General features: G+C 63.1%; 13 protein-coding genes. 2 read left to right on the top strand and 11 right to left on the bottom strand.

All coding sequences use genetic code 11. The features are described from left to right. Positions 1-104: 104 nt before the first annotated feature. Together putA and secA are read right to left on the bottom strand one after the other, a co-directional pair. Complete coding sequence (gene putA / locus AC4GYV_RS05365; RefSeq protein WP_491099628.1) at positions 105-3,254, bottom strand: bifunctional proline dehydrogenase/L-glutamate gamma-semialdehyde dehydrogenase PutA; 3,150 nt, start codon at positions 3,252-3,254, stop codon at positions 105-107. Further along, a complete protein-coding gene (gene secA / locus AC4GYV_RS05360) occupies positions 3,233-5,965 on the bottom strand; it encodes a preprotein translocase subunit SecA (protein WP_491099627.1) in 2,733 nt (910 codons plus the stop codon). Before secA ends, putA begins: the two co-directional genes overlap by 22 nt. A gap of 124 nt (positions 5,966-6,089) precedes the next feature. Here secA and AC4GYV_RS05355 point away from each other — a divergent pair, with 124 nt between their 5' ends. Then, positions 6,090-6,530 carry a GFA family protein gene (locus AC4GYV_RS05355; protein ID WP_491099626.1) on the top strand — a complete coding sequence of 147 codons (441 nt, stop codon included), beginning with the start codon at positions 6,090-6,092 and terminating at the stop codon, positions 6,528-6,530. Between the two features lie 4 nt (positions 6,531-6,534). Here the strand turns inward: AC4GYV_RS05355 and trxA are convergent, their stop codons facing one another. Next, entirely contained in the window at positions 6,535-6,855 is a 321-nt protein-coding gene (gene trxA / locus AC4GYV_RS05350) for a thioredoxin (protein ID WP_491099625.1), read from the bottom strand. 57 nt (positions 6,856-6,912) lie between these two features. Next, positions 6,913-10,305: a double-strand break repair helicase AddA gene (addA, locus tag AC4GYV_RS05345; RefSeq protein ID WP_491099624.1), complete on the bottom strand. Its 3,393-nt coding sequence runs from the start codon at positions 10,303-10,305 to the stop codon at positions 6,913-6,915. A gap of 41 nt (positions 10,306-10,346) precedes the next feature. Here addA and AC4GYV_RS05340 point away from each other — a divergent pair, with 41 nt between their 5' ends. Next, positions 10,347-10,484 (top strand): hypothetical protein, encoded by a 138-nt coding sequence (locus tag AC4GYV_RS05340; RefSeq protein ID WP_491099623.1) that lies wholly within the window; start codon positions 10,347-10,349, stop codon positions 10,482-10,484. A 2-nt stretch (positions 10,485-10,486) separates the two neighbouring features. Here the strand turns inward: AC4GYV_RS05340 and addB are convergent, their stop codons facing one another. The 7 genes from addB to AC4GYV_RS05305 all read right to left on the bottom strand — a co-directional run bounded on the left by addB (position 10,487) and on the right by AC4GYV_RS05305 (position 20,359). Further along, positions 10,487-13,381, bottom strand: a complete 2,895-nt coding sequence (addB, locus tag AC4GYV_RS05335; RefSeq protein WP_491099622.1) for a double-strand break repair protein AddB — start codon at positions 13,379-13,381, stop codon at positions 10,487-10,489. Then, positions 13,374-14,135: a nucleotidyltransferase family protein gene (locus AC4GYV_RS05330; protein ID WP_491099620.1), complete on the bottom strand. Its 762-nt coding sequence runs from the start codon at positions 14,133-14,135 to the stop codon at positions 13,374-13,376. The genes addB and AC4GYV_RS05330 overlap by 8 nt, the downstream gene beginning before the upstream one ends. Continuing rightward, the gene (locus AC4GYV_RS05325; protein ID WP_491099619.1) at positions 14,132-15,118 is read right to left on the bottom strand and encodes an aminoglycoside phosphotransferase family protein; all 987 of its coding nucleotides are present in this window, start codon (positions 15,116-15,118) and stop codon (positions 14,132-14,134) included. Before AC4GYV_RS05325 ends, AC4GYV_RS05330 begins: the two co-directional genes overlap by 4 nt. Continuing rightward, the gene (tsaE, locus tag AC4GYV_RS05320; protein ID WP_491099618.1) at positions 15,115-15,549 is read right to left on the bottom strand and encodes a tRNA (adenosine(37)-N6)-threonylcarbamoyltransferase complex ATPase subunit type 1 TsaE; all 435 of its coding nucleotides are present in this window, start codon (positions 15,547-15,549) and stop codon (positions 15,115-15,117) included. Before tsaE ends, AC4GYV_RS05325 begins: the two co-directional genes overlap by 4 nt. Continuing rightward, the gene (locus tag AC4GYV_RS05315) at positions 15,546-17,885 is read right to left on the bottom strand and encodes a PAS domain-containing sensor histidine kinase (RefSeq protein WP_491099617.1); all 2,340 of its coding nucleotides are present in this window, start codon (positions 17,883-17,885) and stop codon (positions 15,546-15,548) included. Before AC4GYV_RS05315 ends, tsaE begins: the two co-directional genes overlap by 4 nt. A 129-nt stretch (positions 17,886-18,014) precedes the next feature. Beyond that, positions 18,015-19,427, bottom strand: a complete 1,413-nt coding sequence (gene ahcY / locus AC4GYV_RS05310; protein ID WP_491099616.1) for an adenosylhomocysteinase — start codon at positions 19,425-19,427, stop codon at positions 18,015-18,017. A gap of 107 nt (positions 19,428-19,534) precedes the next feature. Beyond that, positions 19,535-20,359: a hypothetical protein gene (locus AC4GYV_RS05305; protein WP_491099615.1), complete on the bottom strand. Its 825-nt coding sequence runs from the start codon at positions 20,357-20,359 to the stop codon at positions 19,535-19,537. Positions 20,360-20,374: the final 15 nt, after the last annotated feature.

The raw sequence follows: 20,374 nt of genomic DNA, 5'->3' as shown, positions 1-20,374 counted from the left end.
TAACGCAGATGCGGCTCCCCTCTGGCCGCGAACTGCTCACCCAAACCGCCATTTCTGTATCAGAATCAAGGGTTAGTAAAGAATCGTCCCTTGCTGGGACGTGACTAACCTTCGAGGGCCGCCATTAGGGAGGCGTTACCGCCCGCCGCGGTCGTATCGATGCACGTGACACGTTCTGTAGCAAATCGAGCGACATAGTGCGGTCCGCCGGCCTTCGGGCCTGTGCCGCTGAGGCCTTCACCTCCGAACGGCTGACTCTCGACGACGGCACCGATTTGGTTGCGGTTGACGTAGAAATTGCCCACCCGCGCATGCTCTTCGACATAGTCGCGCACGGTGTCGATGCGGCTCTGCAGGCCGAGGGTCAGGCCATAGCCCGTCTCGTTGATGGCATCGACCACCTTGTCGAGCTTATCGCCAGGATAGCGAATCACATGAAGCAGCGGCCCGAAGTTCTCACGATTCAAGTCGCTTAGCGCTTTAATCTCATACAATGCCGGAGCGACGAAACTGCCGTGAGCGGCCTCGTTCGGAAGCGGGAGCCGGCAAATGCGTTTCGCATTCTTTTCGAGCCAATCGAGGTGTCGATCCAGCGCCGCCTTAGCGTCCTCATCGATTACTGGACCAACATCGGTCTTCAGGTCGCTCGGATCCCCCACGGTCAGCGCTTTCATCGCACCTGAGATCATCGCAATCATGCTGTCCGCGACATCCTCCTGAACGAAGACAACGCGGCAGGCCGAGCAACGCTGCCCGGCGCTTTGGAAGGCCGACGAAATGACGTCGCGGGTGACCTGCTCGGGCAGTGCGGAACTGTCGACGATCATGGCATTCTGGCCACCCGTCTCGGCGATGAAGGGGATGATCGGCCCGCCGCGCTCGGCCAGCGTGCGGTTGATGAGGCGCGCCGTCTCGGTCGAGCCCGTGAAAGCGACACCCGCCAGCAGCGCATGAGACGTCAGCGCCGCTCCAACGCGACCATCGCCGGGAGCGAGCTGGACGACATCCTTCGGGAACCCGGCGCGGTGCATCAGCTCCACGGCCAATGCGCCGATCAGCGGTGTCTGCTCCGCGGGCTTCGCGATCCCGGTGTTTCCTGCCGCAAGCGCCGCAGCGACTGGCCCCGTGAAGATGGCGAGCGGGAAATTCCAGGGGCTGATGCAGGCAAATACGCCGCGTCCATGGAGGCGAAGCTCATTCTGCTCGCCGGTGGGACCAGGTAGCGGCATCGGCCGTGTGAACTGACGCCGCGCCTCCGACGCGTAGAAACGAAGGAAATCGACGGCTTCCCGGACTTCCAGCACTGCATCAGGAAGCGTCTTTCCTGCCTCGCGAATGCAGAGAGAATAGAATTCCTCGCGATGCTGTTCGTAGAGGTCAGCAGTGCGATCCAGCAGCCTCGCTCTGGCTTCGCCGCCAAGCGCGTCCCAGGCGACTTGGGCCGCATGGCCTGCGCGCACCATGCGATCGACTTCGTCTGCGGTTGCTTCGAAGACGGTTCCGACTTCGGCTCGGCGATCGTGAGGGGACGTAACCGTCCTCGCCTTTCCCTTCCCGATCGTCGGCTTCGCAGTCCAACTGCGACCGTCCAATACCTTCAGTCGCTCAAGGATGGGCTCGCGCACCAGCGGATCGGATAGATCGAGCCCGGCGCTGTTGTGCCGGTCGGCCCCGAAAACGTCGCGTGGCAGAATGATCTTCGGGTTTCGATAGGGCTTGAGCGACTGAAGCTCAGCCACCGGGTCCCGAACGAGTTCATCCAGAGAGACCTGCTCGTCGGCTATCCGATTGACGAAGCTCGAGTTGGCACCGTTTTCGAGGAGACGCCGCACCAGATAGGCCAGCAGCTCCTTGTGACTGCCAACGGGCGCATAGATGCGGACCGGCGTCTGTTCGTCGCCAATGTGCCGCTCGAGCTCCGCCAGCTCCTCATAGAGCTCTTCGCCCATCCCATGCAGCCGCTGGAACTCGAACTCACGCCCGGCGGCGAGGGCCTTTACCTGGCCGATCGTGTTCGCGTTGTGCGTGGCGAATGCCGGGTAGATGACGTCACTGGCGTCCAGCAGCTTCTTCGCGCAGGCAAGATAGGAGACGTCGGTCGCAACCTTGCGTGTAAACACGGGATAATCAGGAAGGCCGCCGACCTGCGCCGCCTTGATCTCCGTATCCCAGTAAGCGCCCTTCACAAGGCGGACCATGAGCTTGCGGCCATGAGAACGGGCCGTCTCGATCACCCAGTCGCACAGCGGCGCCGCACGCTTCTGATAGGCCTGGATGGCAATTCCGAAGCCGCTCCAGCCATTGGCGAAAAGCTCGTCGTCGGCAAGCAATGCCTCGAACGCATCAAGCTGAAGCTGTAGCCGGTCGGCTTCCTCTGCATCGATCGTGAAATGGACGTCGGCTTTCGACGCGGACAGCGCCAGCTCGCGAAGCACCGGCAAAACCGCTGCGACGGCCTGGGCCTGATGCGTGAATTCATAGCGCGGATGCAGCGCCGTCAGCTTGACGGAGATTCCAGGCGACCGGCGGAAACCGTCCTTCGCCTCTTTCGCGATCCGTGCCAGCGCTTTCCGGTAGGCGTCGGCGTAGCGTTCTGCGTCATCGTAGGTCTTCGCCGCCTCGCCCAACATATCGAAGCTGTGGCTAAGACCCTGCTTCCGCTCAGGCGCAGCTCGCTTCAGGGCTTCGTCAATGTCGCGGCCAAACACGAAGTTACGACCGAGGATCTTCATCGCCTCGCGGACTGCCGTACGGACCACGGGCTCGCCCAACCGTCCAACCGCCCTGCCCAGTGCCGCTTTCCAATTGTCCGACCGGTCCTGCGCATTCTCCAGCACCTTGCCGGTGAGGAGCAGCGAGAAGGTCGCGGCATTGACGAATGAGGAGTCCGATTGCCCCAGCTTGTCCGACCAGTCCGGCCCCGACAGCTTGTCGGCAATCAGCTCGTCCGCGGTGTGCGCATCCGGAATACGGAGCAAAGCCTCGGCAAGGCACATCATGGCGATGCCTTCGTCCGAGCCGAGGTCATAGGCCTGCAGAAACGCGTCTACGCCTGAGGGCTTATGCGCCCGTACGCCCTTGACGAGTGCGCGCGCCGTCGCAGTCGCCTCAGCCAAGGTATCTGGCGCAAGGCGCGCCTGCTCGAGGCGCTCCGCTACGACGTGTTCCTCGTCAGGCCGATAGGCGCGCCTGAGCGCAATACGATCGATGGGGCCCACCGGCTTGGCCCGCGTTACGCGAGCTGCCCGTGGCAATGCTTGTACTTCCGCCCGGAACCGCACGGGCAAGGAGCATTACGGCTGAGTGGCGCTTCGACCACTTCACCCTGCACGTCGCCCTGCGGAAGGGGCGGCTGCGGGATGTTCAGCGGCGGAAGGTTCGACAGAACCGTGCCGGTAGCCGCGTCGATATCGGCGGTATTGTCGTCGCCCGAGAACGGATCGAGGTGCTGCGTGATGAAGTCGGGCAGCACCGGCGGAGGCGCCTGCTCGAGCTGCACCTGCGCCCGCATCAGCACGCGCGTTACTTCCTCACGAATCGACACCAGTAGACGCTCGAACAGCAGAAATGCTTCCTGCTTATATTCGTCGATCGGCTTCTTTTGGGCGTAACTGCGAAGGTGGATGACCTGGCGAAGCGCATCGAGTGTCGCGAGGTGCTCCTTCCAGTGATGGTCGAGCGTCTGAATCAAGATCTGCTTCTCGACATCATTCCAGCGATCGGGCTCAACGCTCTCAAGCTTTGACGCCATGGCGTCGTCGGAAAGCTTCTGGATCCGCTCGACGATCATCTCCTGCTCGACAGCATCCTCTTCGAGCCATGCTTCGATCGGCGGCTGAAGTCCGAAGACCACGTCGACACTTTCCTTGAGCGCTGCGACGTCCCACTGCTCGGGATAGGTGCCCGGTGGGCAGGTCACATTCACGATGGCCGCAGCCGTTTCCGCGCGCATGTCAGCGATCGTCTCGCTGACGCTTTCCGCATCCATGATGTCTGCGCGCTGCTCGTAGATGACCTTGCGCTGGTCGTTCATCACGTCGTCGAATTCGACGACCTGCTTGCGGATGTCGTAGTTGCGGGCCTCGACCTTGCGCTGGGCAGTTTCGATCGCCTTGGAAATCCAAGGGCTGACGATCGCTTCGCCATCCTCAAGGTTCTTGTTCATCAGGCGCGCGAACATCGTCTGCGGTCCGAAAATACGCAGGAGATCGTCGTCGAGGCTGAGATAGAATTTCGACAGGCCCGGGTCGCCCTGTCGTCCCGAACGGCCACGAAGCTGGTTGTCGATGCGCCGGCTCTCGTGGCGCTCGGTGCCGAGGACGTAAAGACCACCCGAAGCGAGCACGACTTCCTTCTCGGCCGCGACCTCGCGCCGAATGCGCTCGATTTCCTTCTCGCGCTCCGGACCCTCAGGAACGTCGCGGAGCTCGTCCTCGATGCGGAACTCGACGTTGCCGCCGAGCTGAATGTCGGTGCCGCGGCCCGCCATGTTGGTGGCGATCGTCACTGCGCCGGGACGTCCGGCCTGGGCAACGATATGAGCTTCCTGCTCGTGGAAGCGCGCGTTCAGCACCGAGTGCTTGACCCCGGCCTTGTTGAAGAATTCCGATAGCATCTCGGACTTTTCGATCGAGATCGTGCCGACCAGGACTGGCTGGCCCGCCTGCTGCTTCTCCTGGATTTCCTTGGTGATGGCCGCAAACTTCTCGGGCATCGTCTTGTAGAATTCGTCATCCTCGTCGCGCCGCTGGACGGGCACGTTGGTCGGGATGGCGACGACGTTCATCTTGTAAATGTCGAAGAATTCCGGCGCTTCGGTCATCGCCGTGCCGGTCATGCCCGAAAGCTTCGGATACATGCGGAAATAGTTCTGGAAGGTGATCGAGGCGAGCGTCTGGTTCTCAGGCTCGATGTTGACGCCTTCTTTGGCTTCGACCGCCTGGTGCAGACCGTCGGACCAGCGGCGGCCCTCCATCATGCGGCCGGTGAACTCGTCGATGATGACGACCTGACCGTCCTTCACGATGTAGTCGATGTCCTTCTTGAACATCACATTGGCCTTGAGGGCCTGGTTCAAGTGGTGGACGACCTGCGTGTTGGCGATGTCGTAGAGGTTGCGGCCCTCGATCAGGCCACCTTCCTCAAGCAGGCGCTCCGCCTTTTCGGTGCCTTCCTCGGTAAGGACGACGCTCTTCTGCTTCTCGTCCTTTTCATAGTCAGACGGCTGGAAGGTTTTCACCAGCTTGTCGACCGCGATGTAGAGATCAGACTTGTCGTCGGTCGGGCCGGAGATGATCAGGGGGGTTCGGGCCTCGTCGATCAGGATCGAGTCCACCTCGTCGACGATCGCAAAATTAAACGGCCGTTGGACCATGTTCTCGCGCGAATATTTCATATTGTCGCGCAAATAGTCGAACCCCAGCTCGTTGTTCGTCGCGTAGGTAATGTCGGCGTTGTAGGCGTCGCGGCGTTCCTGGTCGGAGAGGTTGGGAACGATGACCCCCACGGTCATTCCGAGGAAACGGTAGATCTGGCCCATCCATCCCGCGTCGCGGCGGGCGAGATAGTCGTTGACGGTAACGACGTGGACACCCTTGCCTTCAAGCGCGTTGAGATAGGTCGCCAGCGTCGCGACGAGCGTCTTTCCTTCACCCGTCTTCATCTCGGCAATTTCACCGCGGTGAAGCGCGATGCCGCCGATCAGCTGCACGTCATAGTGGCGCTGGCCAAGAACACGGATCGCCGCCTCGCGAACGGTCGCGAATGCCTCGGGAAGCAGATCGTCGAGCCGCTCGCCGCTGGCGAGACGCTGCCGGAACCGCTCAGTCTGCCCCCGGAGCTCGTCATCGGTCATTGCGGAAATGTTCGGCTCGAAGCCGTTTACCGCATCGACATATTTGCCAAGCCCGCGAACATAGCGATCGTTGGCCGATCCGAAGATGCTTTTTGCCAGTCCGGCGATCATGGAAATCCCTTAAAAACCCGCGCGTTCAGGATTGGGCGGAAACCTCTCGCCGACGCTCTGGGAAACTGTCGCGGGCGATGTAAGGAGCGCCCTAGCCGTAGTCAATTAAGGCAAGGTAATCGAGATGAGCCAAAGCGGCGGATGCATGTGCGGCGCAGTGCGCTACGAGCTCAGGAGCGAACCGTTCGACTGCGGCTGGTGCCACTGCCGCACCTGTCAGTTGAACAGCGGTGCTCCGGCTATGGTTTTCGCCAGCGTGCCGGACGGAGACCTCGTCTGGACCAAGGGCGCGGACAAGGTGAAATCGGTGCCCTCATCCAGCTTCGGGCATCGTGAATTCTGCGGCGAATGCGGGACGCCCTTCCTGATGAAGGTCGACCACCAGCCCGAAACCGTGGACTTCAGCGTCGTCACACTGGACGATCCTGAAGCGGTACAACCGGGCTTTCACATTTTCTGGGGAAGCAAGATCGGCTGGTTCGAACCCAAAGACGACCTACCGCGGCATGAGAAATTCAGGCCGGAAACCCGGGGACTCAGCGGAACCGAGCCCCCGGGCGAATAAGTTCTTAGAGGTTACCTTCGAGCCACTGCTGGATCTGGCTGCGGGGCGCGGCGCCGACCTTCTGCGCGACGGGCTGGCCGCCCTTGAACAGAAGCATCGTCGGAATACCACGCACGCCATAGCGGCCCGGGATGTCGGGATTTTCGTCGATGTTGAGCTTGGCGACGGTAACCTTGTCGCCAAGGTCGTTCGCAATCTCTTCGAGCGCCGGAGCGATCATCCGGCACGGTCCGCACCATTCCGCCCAGAAATCTACCAGGACGGGCCCCTCGGCCCCCAGCACATCGTTCGCAAAGCTCTGGTCGGTGACGGTCTTGGTGGCCATGGCGGCGATTCTCCGTGTCAAAAGTTAAGAGAGATATGGGCGGTCGTGTGTCGCCTCTCAAGACGGCAGTTCGAACAGTTTCGGCCCGGCGGTATAGAGAAGCGCCGCACGGACCTCCCGGCTTGGAAAGATCACGCGGAGAGCAGCCACATAAGCGTCCATTTGCGCCAGGTGCGCGGCCGGGATCATGCCTTCCCGCTCAGGAACCCGGCCGGTTTTGAAATCGAGGACAGAGACGCGGCTATCCTCGATCAACAGGCGGTCCGCGGTGCCCGCGACGACGCGGCCATCCGGCAGGGTCGCGGCGAGCGGTGCTTCGGCAAGTGAGCCCGGCCCAAAGAGTTGCGAGAAGCGGTCGTCAGAAAGGACGCTGCACACCTGATCAGCGATCTCAAGTCGCTGTGATGCCTCGTCGAGCCCGGCCGAATGCTGAAGCCAATCGAGCGCCCTCTCCCGCCGCTCCTCGGGCGCAACATCCGCCAGACGTTCGAGCAACTGATGGATCAGCGTACCGCGACGAGCTGCATCGCGTGACGCTGGCGTAGGGGGTGGCGAAGGTTCGCGATCCTCGGCCAGTTGTGACGGCGCCAGTGGACGCGGCGGTCGCGGCTCGGCCGGCGCCGGCAATTTGGTCCACTCCGGCAGCGAGAGTGGCGGCTGCTGCGTTCGCGAAGACTTCGCCGCTGTAACCTTCGGCACGATGCTCCCGCGATACTGCCAAACAGCGCCCCAGCGCGGGTCTTCCTGCGCCGCTACGCCCAGCGAAGTCAGCGCATGCTCGACCCGCTTGTGCCAGCTGTTCTCGGGCTGCCCTCGACTGGGCTTGATTCCGGCCACCAGGAGCCGCTCACTCGCTCGCGTCATCGCGACGTAAAGCAGCCGCCAGTGCTCTTCGAGGTCCTTCGCCTTCTCATCCACAGCGATCGCATCGAACGGAGCGACCAGTTCCGCCTTTCTCGGCCGCAGCACGGGCACCTTCTCGCCTTCGACCGGAAGATCGAGAGGCGGGTTGCGCTGACCCAGGTTGGCCGGGTCAGCAGTCGCGTCCGCGAGGATGACATAAGGCGCTTCGAGGCCCTTTGCCCCGTGCACGGTCATCACCCGCACCGCATTGGCGCGCTCCGAGGGGTCCCGCTGGATTTCGACTTCGCCGCGAGAGAACCACGCCTGGAAGCGCTCGAGGGACGGCACTTCGTTGCGTTCGAACTCCAGAGCGGCGGTCATCAGCTCATCGATTGGATCACGAGCCGCGAGCCCGAGGCGGCTGTACAGCTTCCGCCGACCTTGCATCGGGCCGGACAAGATCGTCTCGAGGAAGCGCGAGGGCGGTGTGTAGTCGGCCATCGTCAGCAACTCGCCGAGCAGCGCGTGAGCACTGGAGAAGTCTGCACGTTCGCCGACCCGCTCGCGCAGGGCGCGCCACAGCGGCTTCTTCTCACGACCGTAAGCGAGATCGAAGAGCTGCTGCTGGTCCCATCCGATCAGCGGCGAGACGAGCAGGTTCGCTAGGTTAAGGTCGTCGAGCGGTTGCACGGCAAAGGTCACCGCTGCAAGCAAGTCGCGCACGGCAAAGGGCTTCGACAGGAAGAGTCGATCGATGCCCGCCACCGGAACTCGGCGCTGAAACAATCGCGCAACGATCAGCGAGGCGAGTTCGCCACGGCTACGCACAAGGATCAATATGTCGCCGGCGGTCAGCGGCCTCTTGGTCGAATCGAGCACGGGCGCTTCGTCGATCCACTCCCGAACCTGCTCGGCTATCAGGTCGGCGTATTGTCGGGCGTCTTCGTCGAGCCAGCCCTCCTCGCCCTCGTCGCCATTCTCGTCGCCGTCGAGCGTGAACGGCCTCCAAAGCTCTACGACGCCGGGCCTGCCGGAATGATAAGCGACGTGCGGGGGCGGAAGCTCCGGCAGGCCCATCTCACGGAAACCGACATCCGCAATCACTGCATCGACAGTATCGAGCACTGCCTGCGCCGACCGATAGCTGGCGTTGATAGAGAGGTCGCGGAATTCGGTTGCTGCATCCTCATCGAACAGATTCGACTGCGAACGCTCACGGATTTCCGACCGCATCTTTTCGAACTCGCGCGGATCGGTCCCCTGGAAGCCGTAGATCGCCTGCTTAAAATCCCCGACCATGAAGAGGGTGCGCACGCGCCGCTCAGTCTCGGGCGAGCCACTGAAATATTCCTCGGTCAGCGCGCGGACGATGTCCCATTGCGCCGCGTTCGTGTCCTGCGCTTCATCGACCAGGATGTGGTCGGTGCGCTGATCGAGCTTGTAGCGCACCCACTCACCCATCCCCGGCTGTTCGAGCAGGTGCCGGGTCCAGCGTATTAGGTCGTCGAAGTCGGCGACGCCCGCTGCGCGCTTCGCCCGGGCATAGGCATCGGCGAAGGCTTGTCCCGCGCGAAGCCCTGCCGCCATGTCGGCTCCCAGGCGAGCGCCGTTCTGAATCTGCAGCAGCTCTCCAATGAGGATCGCAAGGCGGCCCGCATGCGATTCATAGTGAGGCTCGGCCTTCGCCTGGCCGGCTGAGATGCGAAGCGTGTCCTTCTCGGTGAGCACGACTTTCCGCAGCGATGGAAGAGCGGCCGCACGCTCGATCGGCGTGAGGTTGAGCCAATTTTCGATCACGTCAGCGTGGCCCAGCCCGGTCTGCGCACCCCAGCGCCGGTTCGCGTCGGCGACGGCACGCAGCAGATCGCAATCGAAGCGATCGTCTCCGCAGTGATGCGCGACGTAATCGTCGAGCGATTCATCAGGCAGGCCCATGAGTGTGCGAAGCTTCGGCTCGATGCTCTGGGCTGAGCCAAGTCCGGCGAGCGCCTCCTGCGCTCTCGCGCAACGCATCAAATAATCGACAGCGGCCGCTTCACCGAGCCTGAGGCTAAGCGTCTGCACATCGCCGATGAGCCGCTCGTTGCCGCTAGCCTCAGCGTCGGCCAGCAAGTTGGCGAGCGTGGTGCGCGCAAGCTCCTGCTCAGCCCTGCCCTCCAGCGGCTGGAATCCCGGCGCGATGCCCGCCTCCGCCGGGAAGGAGGCCAGCAACGTCTGAGCGAAGGCATGGATCGTCTGGATGCGAAGGCCGCCAGGCGCTTCGAGCACCTTAGCGAACAGCCGGCGCGCGCGCTGCATCGTAACCGGGTCGTTCGGCTCGCTGAGCGCGAACAGGTCCTTCTTGAGGTCCGCATCCTTCATTCGCACCCATGCAGCCAGACGTGCACCGATGCGGTTCGCCATCTCCGCCGCGGCAGCCTTGGTGAAGGTAAGGCAGAGGACTGTCTCAGGCGCAGCGCCCGAGAGCAGCAGGCGAAGCACGCGGCCCGTCAGGACCTGCGTCTTCCCTGTCCCCGCCGAAGCCGATAGCGCCGCATGAGCGCGCGGATCGGCAGCTCGCGCCTGGTCGCCCTGAAGCTGGTGGAGCGCCTTGATCCGGTTGGACATCAGGCGGCCGCTTTCATAGAGGTGCGGCCAAGGAGCAAAAGATGACCGACGACAATAACGAGAACGAACAGCGGCGCACGAAGCTGGTGAAGGCCGGCGTTGCCGTCGGGATCGGCTCCGCGGCCATCGTCGCCGCCCTGCTCTACGCCTCGAAGATCAAGAAGAAGCCTCGGCGCTAACCTCATTCGCGGCCGTACCATTCTTCGAGCCGCATCAGCTGATCATAATCGCCATAGGGTGCGTAGGCGGGGTTGAGCTTCGCCGTGAACGGTTCGCTGCCGGTCAGCCACTTCGCCGCCGCTTCACGGAAATTCGCCTCGGCGTGAGCGAGAAACTCGCCAGCGCCCATCTTCTTGTCGGGAATGACGCGCTTGCCGAAGCGATCGCGATCCTTCGTGAGTGACCAATATTCGTGAGCGCGCGGTTCGCCGGTGACGTCGGGAAAGCCGCCAGCACGAGCGATCAAGCCAAGGAGACCAAGCTGAAGTGCGAATCCCGCATCGACGGCTTTCTGCGCCGGTGCCTTGCCCGTCTTATAGTCGACGATCGCGAGACCCTTATTGGGAAGCAGGTCGATGCGGTCGGCCTTGCCATGCACCGTCACCCCATCGATCTTGGTCTCGCCGGTGATCTCCGCCTTGAGGGGCACGCGGCCCTCCTCCCGGTCCTCTTCGACCTGCTCCTCGATCCACTTGATCGCTTCGATCAGCCGCGGCGCCCAGAGTGCGCGAAGCATCGGATGGATGGACTCATTTTGCAGGAGAGCCTGCGCCCGCGGCAGGAGCTTCTCGGGCGCGCAATCGTCCTGACGAAGCCACTCTTCCAGCACCTTGTGGACGGCGGTGCCTTTCCATGCAGCACTGTGGTCGGCGTCGATCGGATCGAGCCTTCGCAGCTCGAGCATCGCCTGCGCATAAAAGGCGAAAGGATCAGCCTTCAGCCGATCCACAGACGTTACGGAGATGCGCCGAGGCCTTTGCTCGGCCGCAGGCTGCGGTCGTGGCCTGTGCGTAGGCTCGGCCACGCCCGGATCGTCCAAGGCGCTGACCAGCCGTTCGAGGCGGGTGTCGCGCGTAATTCCACCGGTCATCGCCTCCAGCCGCAACCAGAAACGCGACGCGACAGTGGGCGAACGCTCGTTCCGCCGAGCCCTGGTCACAAGAACCTGGGGAGCGCCGAGTGCGCTCGCGAAGTCGTGGGCCGATAATCCAGTCCGGAATTCGAGGCCCGGCAGCTTCAGGTTCGCGCGGATCTTCGGCGCGAGCCATGGATCGGGCGCCGGAGCAGCGGGCCATACGCCCTCGTTCAGCCCACCAAGAACAACCAGGTCAGCCTGCTGCAGGCGGGCTTCGAGCAGTCCCCAGATCGAGATTCGCGGATGCCCGCCATAAGGTGGGCGCACACTCTGCTGATCGAGGAGATCACGGAGCACCGGAACCGCGTCCTCGGGAGTCAGCACCATCGCCCTGGCGCCGTCGGCAACCTCCAACTCGGCGAGGAGATCGGCCGCCACCCGGCCTTCGGAACCGCTCCAAACCAGATCACCGGCGAGCTTCGTCGCTGTCGCTCCAAGCTGCCGCGCAAACTCAGAAAGGGTCAACGGACGAGCCAGCAGCTCGCCAACAATCTCTGCATAGGGGCGAACGGATGCCCAAGCCCTTGCGGCCGGGGTCTTGCTGAGATGCTCGTCCAATCCCTCAAGGCCCGCCGCCGGCCGAGGTCCGCGCAAGGCAAGGTCGACCGACCTCACTGCGTCCAGCCAATTGAGGCGATCCTCGCCCCCGCCGCCCACCAGTGGATGCTTCAGCAACGCCAGCAATGGGATTGGCGCGAGTTCCTCGGCAGCAGCTGCAGCGATTGCCAACAACAGGGTGCCCGGAGGCGTCTCAGACAAAGAGCGGCCCGCACTGTCGTCCGCCTCGATGCCCCAACGGCGGAGCAAGGCCGATACACGCCGCGCCAGCATCCGATCGGGCGTGACCAACGCGGCCGTCTTGCCGGGAGTCTCCCTGGCCTCGCGGAGCGCAAGCGCGATGCCCTGCGCCTCGGCGGCAGCATCGGCGAACTCGGCAGCACGCACACCGCTGAGCCGTCGATCCGAAGGCTTGAGCCCGCTCCATTTGTCGCTGAAGTCCGCCGCCGTCATCGCGTTGGCCACGGCACGAGCGCGAACCGCTGGTGATGCTGCGCGGCCCGACGTGGGCCAGACGTCAACCTCGCCGCGTGCAACACCGATGCGGTCCAGCAGGAGCTTCAAATGATATTGCGGATGAGTCTGTTCAGCACGTCCATGTTCGTCGGGGCCGAGCGCTTCCCATTCCTCGTCCGGAAGAGTGTCGGACAGGCTAAGTGCCGGTAGGACTACCATTCCCTCCGGCATGCGCGAAACGCGGTGGAGTAGAGCCGCCACGGCAGGCGCAGTGGTCGTAATACCCGCGGCAATGGTGAACCCCGTCGGTGGGCGTTCGCGCCAGCGCTCGGCAAGGCGCTTCAGGAGACGATTGCGGCGCTCAGCCAGATCGATGTGACCGACCTCGTTCAGCTGGCGTGGCCAGAGCTCCATGATCGCGCGTAGTCGTTCGAGTGACACCTGCCAGTGAATCGCCAGCTCGGGAGCGTCGGCGGCAGCTTCGGCCAGACGCTTCGGATCAACCTGCTCAACGACCAACGTGTCGAGCGTACGCGCGAGATCCTGGGCAAGCCGCAGGGCCTCGGCGCTATTCGTACCTTCGTTCCGGACTAGGTCGGCAAGGATCAGGAGCCGCTGCAACGGTTCAATCGCGGGAGGCACCTGATCGCCGCTGTCGAGCGGCTCCAGCGCCCCTCCGATCCGCTCGTCCAGCTCCGGATCGCCCACCGGGATCAAGCGCGGCAGGAGCAGACCGCTGCCGCTAGCCCGAACGAAGGCCTCCGTGACCGTCCGCACAGCACGATTGTTCGGAAGCAGGATGCGCCCTCGCGCCAGCCCCAGCGGGTCCTTGCCGAAGCGCTGGATCAGGCCGACCGCCAGCGCATCCGCGAAGGAGCGGTGGGACGGGATGGTGAAGACGGTGGGAGCCTGACTCCCGTCAGGCATTCTCTAGCGCCGCTTCCGTCATCGGGATCGACTTCGGCGTGCCGACATCGAACCACAAGCCCTGGTGGACCGCGCCATAGCAACGGCCTTCCTCAATCGCCCGGTCCCACAAGATGTTCGTCGAGAAAGGCCCTTCCGGCGCTTCGCGGAGCAGGCGCTTCGAGACCATCTGGACGCCCGTGAAGACGAACGGCGCGACGTGGCTTCGGTCGCGCCGCCGAAGCTGCCCGGTTCGGGCCATGTGGAAGTCGCCCATGCCCTTGTGGTTCTCGGCGCGTGCCAGCGGAACCAGCAGCAGCAGCGCATCCATCTTCGAATCGTCCCAGTGAGACGCGAGCAGCTTTAGCGTGTCCGCAGGCCCGTCGACCCAGAGATTGTCGCTATTGACCGCCAGAAACGGGTCGCAGTCGATGAGTTGCTCCGCCTGCACCATACCGCCGCCGGTCTCCATCAACAGCCCGCGCTCATCCGAGATCACGACCTCCAGCCCATGCGGGCGCGTGGCTAGATGCGCTTCCACGGCATCAGCGAGATAGTGAACGTTGACGACGACTTTCTTCACGCCAGCCGCTTTGAGCCTCTCAAGGACGTGATCGAGCAGCGGCTTCCCTCCAACCTCGATCAACGGCTTTGGCTTGGTCGCCGTAAGGGGCCGCATGCGCTTCCCGAGGCCAGCAGCCATGACCATGGCCGTATGGGGAACTTCGGCGGGAATCTCCGCCTTTAGGCTGAGAGCCCGCTTCGCTTTGTTCACGCCGCCTGCTTCCACGGTTCGCGCCTGTGCTCAGGCAGGATGTTCGCGTCAAACCAATCCCGCACCGGTTTCAGGTGCGGCTGGGCAAGATCGCGTTCGAGAAGTCCCCACATTCGAGGCTGGAAGCGCCGGTAGCCCGGCTTGTCGTCGCGCTTCCACAGCCTGGTGAAGACACCGAGTATTCGCGTGTTCCGCTGTGCGGCCAGCGACCAATAGGAGCGCTCGAACGCCTCCCCCTGACCCGTTGCGGCGACGTAGCGGTCGATCATGGCGCGCTCGATGTTAGGCGACACGTCACGGCGGGCGTCCTCAAGCACCGACGCAAGGTCGTACGCGGGGTGGCCGGAAAGCGCGTCCTGGAAATCCAGCAAACCGAAATGAGCAACACCTTCCCGATCCCCAACGAGCATGATGTTCTCCGCATGATAATCGCGAAGAACCGTGACGGGGCCAAGCCCGTCGCTCGCAACCGGCTCGAGAACTTGCCTCCAGGCGTCACGATAGGTCTGCACGTGCACGTCAACGCCCACCGTGGGGCAATACCATTCGGTGAAGAGTTCCAGCTCCGTTAGCCACTGTTCCAGGCCATGGACTGGCAGCCCATCCATTGGCCGATGACGGTGCAGCTGAACCAGGACGTCGGTAGCAAGCTCGTACAGCTCACGCTCGCGCTGCGGATCGCTGTCCAGCGTTTCGCGGAGGCGGACATCGCCGAAATCGCCCAGCAGCAGGAGGCCCCGCTCAAGATCTCGAGCCAGAATGTCTGGGGCGCTGAGACCGGTAGAAACCAACCATTCGGCCACGGCAATGAACGGCCGCGGGTCCTCATGAGGCGGCGGCGCATCCATCAGCACCGCGCTCCGATCGCCATTCACGACCCTGAAGTACCGGCGGAACGATGCATCTCCTGCGAGCGGCAGGATCTGCGCTCCCTGCCACCCGCAAGAAGCAAGGAATTCATTGGCATAGGGAGGCGGAGTCATCGGGGAAGCCATCGTCCCTCCCATGACGGGGGCACATTCGCTGTCAAGATTCTGTCGCCATTCTGTCCGAAGTCCAGGGTCAGGTTGAGTGCTTCCGGCCACAGATTGGGCCCAGCCCGCTCGGGCCATTCGACGAGAAGCACCGCGTCGGTTGCGGAATCGAGTCCCAGCTCCTCAATCTCGGACGGGTCCTCGATGCGGTACAGATCGACATGCCAGACCGGCGGGTCCAGGTCTTCGTAGGGCTGGACGATCGCGAAACTTGGGCTCGGCACTTCGCCGGCGTGTCCCCTTGCCGCCAGGAAGCCGCGGGCCAACGCCGTCTTTCCTACGCCGAGCGGTCCTGAGAGAGTGATTACGTCTCCTCCCTTGGCCGCAGTCGCCAAAGCCGCTCCCACGGCGACAGTGTCTTCCTCACTGGACAGGATCATTTCGAACCGCGCGGGATCGTCAGAGTGACGGTCGTGCCCTTATCCTTCTTCGACTGGATCTCGACGGTTCCGCCGTGCGCCTCGATGAACTGGCGCGTCAGCGGGAGACCGAGGCCAAGCGCCGCTTCTCCGCGCACACCCGCTTCAACGACGCGGTCGAATCGGTCGAAGACGCGCGGGAGGTCTTCAGGCGCAATGCCGGAACCGTTGTCGGTGATGCGGATGATCGCCTTTTCCTCGTCCCCTTCGGCAGTCAGTACGATCCTGCCCTTCCGGTCGCTGTAGGCGATCGCGTTGGCGAGCACATGCTCGACGGATTCGCGCAGCCGGCGCGCATCACCGAAAACGTATCCCGCCGAGACAGAAATCTCCGCCTCGAGCTTCTGCGATTTCTCGGCTGCAGCGGCGCGGCCCGCCTCCAGCGCAGCCCGGCACAAGCCGGCCACATCCACACGTTCGTGCTCAAGGGCGATGCCACCCGTGTCGGCCGTCGTGAGATCGAGCACATCGTTGATCAGCTTGGAGAGACGTTCCACGGATTCGAGGATCGCAGCGACGTAGTCCGCGCCCTTGTCCGACAATTTACCGGCGTAACCGCCGCCGAGCAGTTCAGCGAAGCCGCCGATCGACGTCAGCGGCGTCCGCAATTCGTAGCTCATGTTAGCGACGAAGTCGGTCTTCACGCGATCTGCCTCCTCGAGAGCAGCTGCGCGTTCACGTAGCGCTGCCTCGATGCGGGTGGAGGCAGTCACATCGACCATCGTGAAGAGCGCATTTCCGTCCGGCAGCGGAACCGCCGCGAACTGAAAGTGACGACCATCGGTCATCGAGATGCGGCCGTTCGACGACTGGCGCTCATTCGTCGTCTGACGAACCATCTCGCGGATCTGCGCGGCCGCCGTCGGATTGACCAGCTTGCGGGCCATCGCCGGCACAAGCTCATCGACTCGCGGATGCTCGGCGAGCCATTCCTCGTCCAGCTCCCAATCCTCCAGGAAGCGGCGGTTCCAAAGGTATAGCCGTCCATCGCTGGCGAAAACGCTGATCGCTTCGAACAGATTGTCGAAGGTCGCCGCCCGGACGCGAAGGAGCGTATCCCGAGCGGAAGCGAGACGAAGTTGCTCGGTCCGATCCTCTAGGAACAGCCTAAGCCCGCCGTCCGGAAGAGCCTGAGCGACCACGCGGACGTGATCGCCGTCGGGAAGCGTCCACTCCTCCTCCACCACCTCCTCAGCGCTGGTAAACCAGTCGCGGCGCTCATTTCGCCAAGCCGGGAAGTCGCGGACCTCAGGAAGCCGGTGATTGTCGCGCATGCGTTCGAGAATGCGGTCGAACTCTGGCCGCTCGGCCAGCCATTCCGGATCGAGCTGCGACATCACCGCAAACGGACGATTGAAGAAGCTGAGGCTACGATCGGCATCGAACTGCGCCGTTCCCGCGGTCATACGATCCGCGAGCTCCCGCTGCGATTCCATGTGCCGGGCAAGTTCCGTGCGAGCGTCTTCCAGATCCTGCACATCGACGGCGAACCCAGCGACTGCGCCCGTCGATAGGGGCACATTTGTCACCCTGAGCATGCGGCGCTCGCCACGGATGATCGCGGGCTGCATGCGGGATACAATGCGGCCCGTCTCCTGCGCCTTTCGAGCGGTTGCGGCGGCGCTGTGTTCGCCTTCCTCGTCGACCAGCTCGAAGCCCCGTTCGATGACTTCACTCGCGTCGTTCGCTTCGACAGCGTGAACGAAAGAGCTGTTCACCAGGCCGAGCTTGAGGTCAGGGCCACGGTACCACATTGGAAACGGCGCCGCTTCGATCAGATGGGTCAGTGAATTGAGTGCACCCTCCGTCTGACGAAGGCGCAACGCCAGGCGCGACCTTTCCTCCTCGCCGACGCTCGTGTCGAAAAACCAGAGCAGCAAAGTTCCTGCCGGCTCGGAAGAAGGCGCTGGTCCGCCGCGCACCTCAAACACGCGACCCGACGCGATTGCTCGAACCTTGCGCGCAATGCGGCCGGCGGACGCCCGAGCAGCCTCGACGTCCTCGTTCAGCGCTTCGAGATCCTCGCGCGATAGGCCGCTGTCATTGCCCACCAGATCCTTAAGGCGCGCCGGTTGCTCATGAAGACCGAGCTCGCGGACCAGTTGGACATCCGCCTCGATGCGCATGTCCGGACGGATCAGCAGTGGCCTTGCAGGCGTCAGCTCGAGCAGCGTCGCATTTGCACGGGCGGCACCCAGAACGTCCTCGGCAAGCCGGAAGCGACGGGCCGCATGAATCGTGATCGCGACCGCAAGCGCCAGCCAAAGCAGCGCCAGAGCCACGATCCAAATTGTCATTGCGCCAAGAGCGCTCATGAAGCCCGCGAGTTACCCCCTCGGTCAAACTCATACGGCGAAGCGCTCAACAAAAGAAAGGGTGGGAAGCCAGCGACTTCCCACCCTTCGATCAACTCGTATCTGTCGAGCTTAGTAGCGGTAGTGGTCCGGCTTGAACGGGCCCTCGGTCGGAACGCCGATGTAGGACGCCTGCTTCTCGGTCAGCTTCGTCAGCTTGACGCCGAGCTTGTCGAGGTGAAGGCGCGCAACCTTCTCGTCGAGGTGCTTCGGCAGCACGTAGACGTCGTTCTTGTACTGGTCCGAACGGGTCCACAGCTCGATCTGCGCCAGGACCTGGTTGGTGAAGCTAGAGCTCATCACGAAGCTCGGGTGACCCGTGGCGTTGCCGAGGTTCACCAGGCGGCCCTTCGACAGGACGATGATCTTCTTGCCGTCGGGGAACTCGACCTCGTCGACCTGCGGCTTGATCTCCGTCCACTTCATGTTGGCCAGCGCGCCGATCTGGATCTCGCTGTCGAAGTGGCCGATGTTGCAGACGATCGCCATGTTCTTCATCGCCCGCATGTGGTCGAGGGTGATGACGTCGGCATTGCCCGTCGCTGTGACGAAGATGTCGGCCCGCTGGGTCGCCTCTTCCATCGTCACGACCTCGTAACCTTCCATCGCGGCCTGAAGCGCGCAGATCGGGTCGATTTCGGTCACCAACACTCGTGCGCCGCCGTTGCGAAGCGATGCTGCCGAGCCCTTACCGACGTCGCCGTAACCAGCGACGACCGCGACCTTGCCGGCCAGCATGACGTCGGTGCCGCGACGGATCGCGTCGACGAGGCTTTCCTTGCAGCCGTAGAGATTGTCGAACTTCGACTTGGTGACGCTGTCGTTGACGTTGATCGCCGGGAACGGGAGCTTGCCCTGCTTTGCCAGCTCATAAAGGCGGTGGACGCCGGTGGTGGTCTCTTCCGACACGCCCTTGATCGTCTCGACCGTCTTGGTGAGATAGCCCGGACGCTCGGCGAGGAAGCGCTTCAGCGTGGCAACGAAGATTTCCTCTTCCTCGTTCGACGGAGTGAAGAGCGTCTCGCCCTTCTCGACGCGATAGCCCCAAAGCGCAAACATGGTCGCGTCGCCGCCGTCGTCGAGGATCATGTTGGCGGTGGTGTCGGTACCCCAGTCGAAGATGCGGACGACATAGTCCCAATAATCTTCGAGGGTCTCACCCTTAATCGCAAATACCGGAATGTTGCGGGCGGCAATTGCCGCAGCCGCGTGGTCCTGCGTCGAAAAGATGTTGCACGATGCCCAGCGCACTTCGGCGCCTAGCTCGACAAGCGTCTCAATGAGCACTGCCGTCTGAATCGTCATGTGCAGCGAGCCGGTGATGCGAGCGCCCTTGAGCGGCTTGGAAGCGCCGAACTCTTCGCGCAGCGCCATGAGGCCCGGCATCTCGGTCTCAGCGATCTCGATCTCCTTGCGGCCGAAATCGGCCAGGCCGAGGTCCTTCACGACAAAGTCGTTGAAACGGGTTTCAGCCTGCGTCGCCACGTAAGATTCTCCAATTGAATGATGCGCGCTGCGTCGAGCGCTGGTCGCGGGAGCCGTTAGACGTGCCCGCTGCGAAAGGCAAATATAAAGGATTCTTTATATGTCTGCTACTGCCGCCGCTGGATCGGCCCAGTCACGGCACCGCGTTGCGTACCTGGGGCGCAAAGGCGGAGGACATAGCTGGTCGGTTCAATCAGTCCAACGATGGGTATGTAGGGGCTTTGTCCGCCGGCGGGCACGGTCGTCGAAATGGGAGCGTCGGGGCCAGCACCGAGATTGACTCGCGATTGAACTTGCTGGGGGCTTATCTCTGGCCTGACTTTCACGCCGATCGGCGCTGCCACTACCGGCCAAACGCTGACTTGAAAGCGTTGGGGCTCGTTCTTGTAGAGCGGGAGTTTGATTGGGATTCCAACCAAATGCGGTGGCAAGAATGGGCGCTCGTCGCCTTCGCAGATTCGTCCGCCGGAACAGCCCCCGTCGACTATGATGCGATGCCAGAAGACCGTCAGTCCAGACGGCGGAGGCGGAACCGGCGCAGGTGCGGCATTGGGCGACTGGGGTTGCGCCTGTTGCACGGCCCCGCCCGACGAAGGCGGTCCGGCCGACCTCGCATTCGTATCGACGCCAACAGGGCGCATCGGCGGTGGCGGAGACGGCGGCGTCGTCTCACCGTTTTCGAAGCCGCATTCCAACGCGGGGATCTGCATTGTCGCCTCGCCGCCTGGAACAGGGGCCGGAGCGAAAAGCGAAGTGACGTCTTGGCCGTCGAGCTTGGCTCGAAAACTGCCCGGCTTTAAGTGCTGGGAGAAGTGGACCTTGATCTCTGTGACGGGATGGTTCGGATAGGAATCCGGCGACACCACGGTCACCGCCTTCTCGCACGCGACGAGCATCGCAAACCATGGAAGTACGAGCAGTTCCAGCCGCATATGGCTCTCCCACTC

It is taken from the genome of Sphingomonas sp. SP4, from assembly GCF_058313375.1.
The sequence above is the reverse complement of the archived record's forward strand: the minus strand, read 5'-3'. Positions and strand labels throughout refer to the sequence as shown.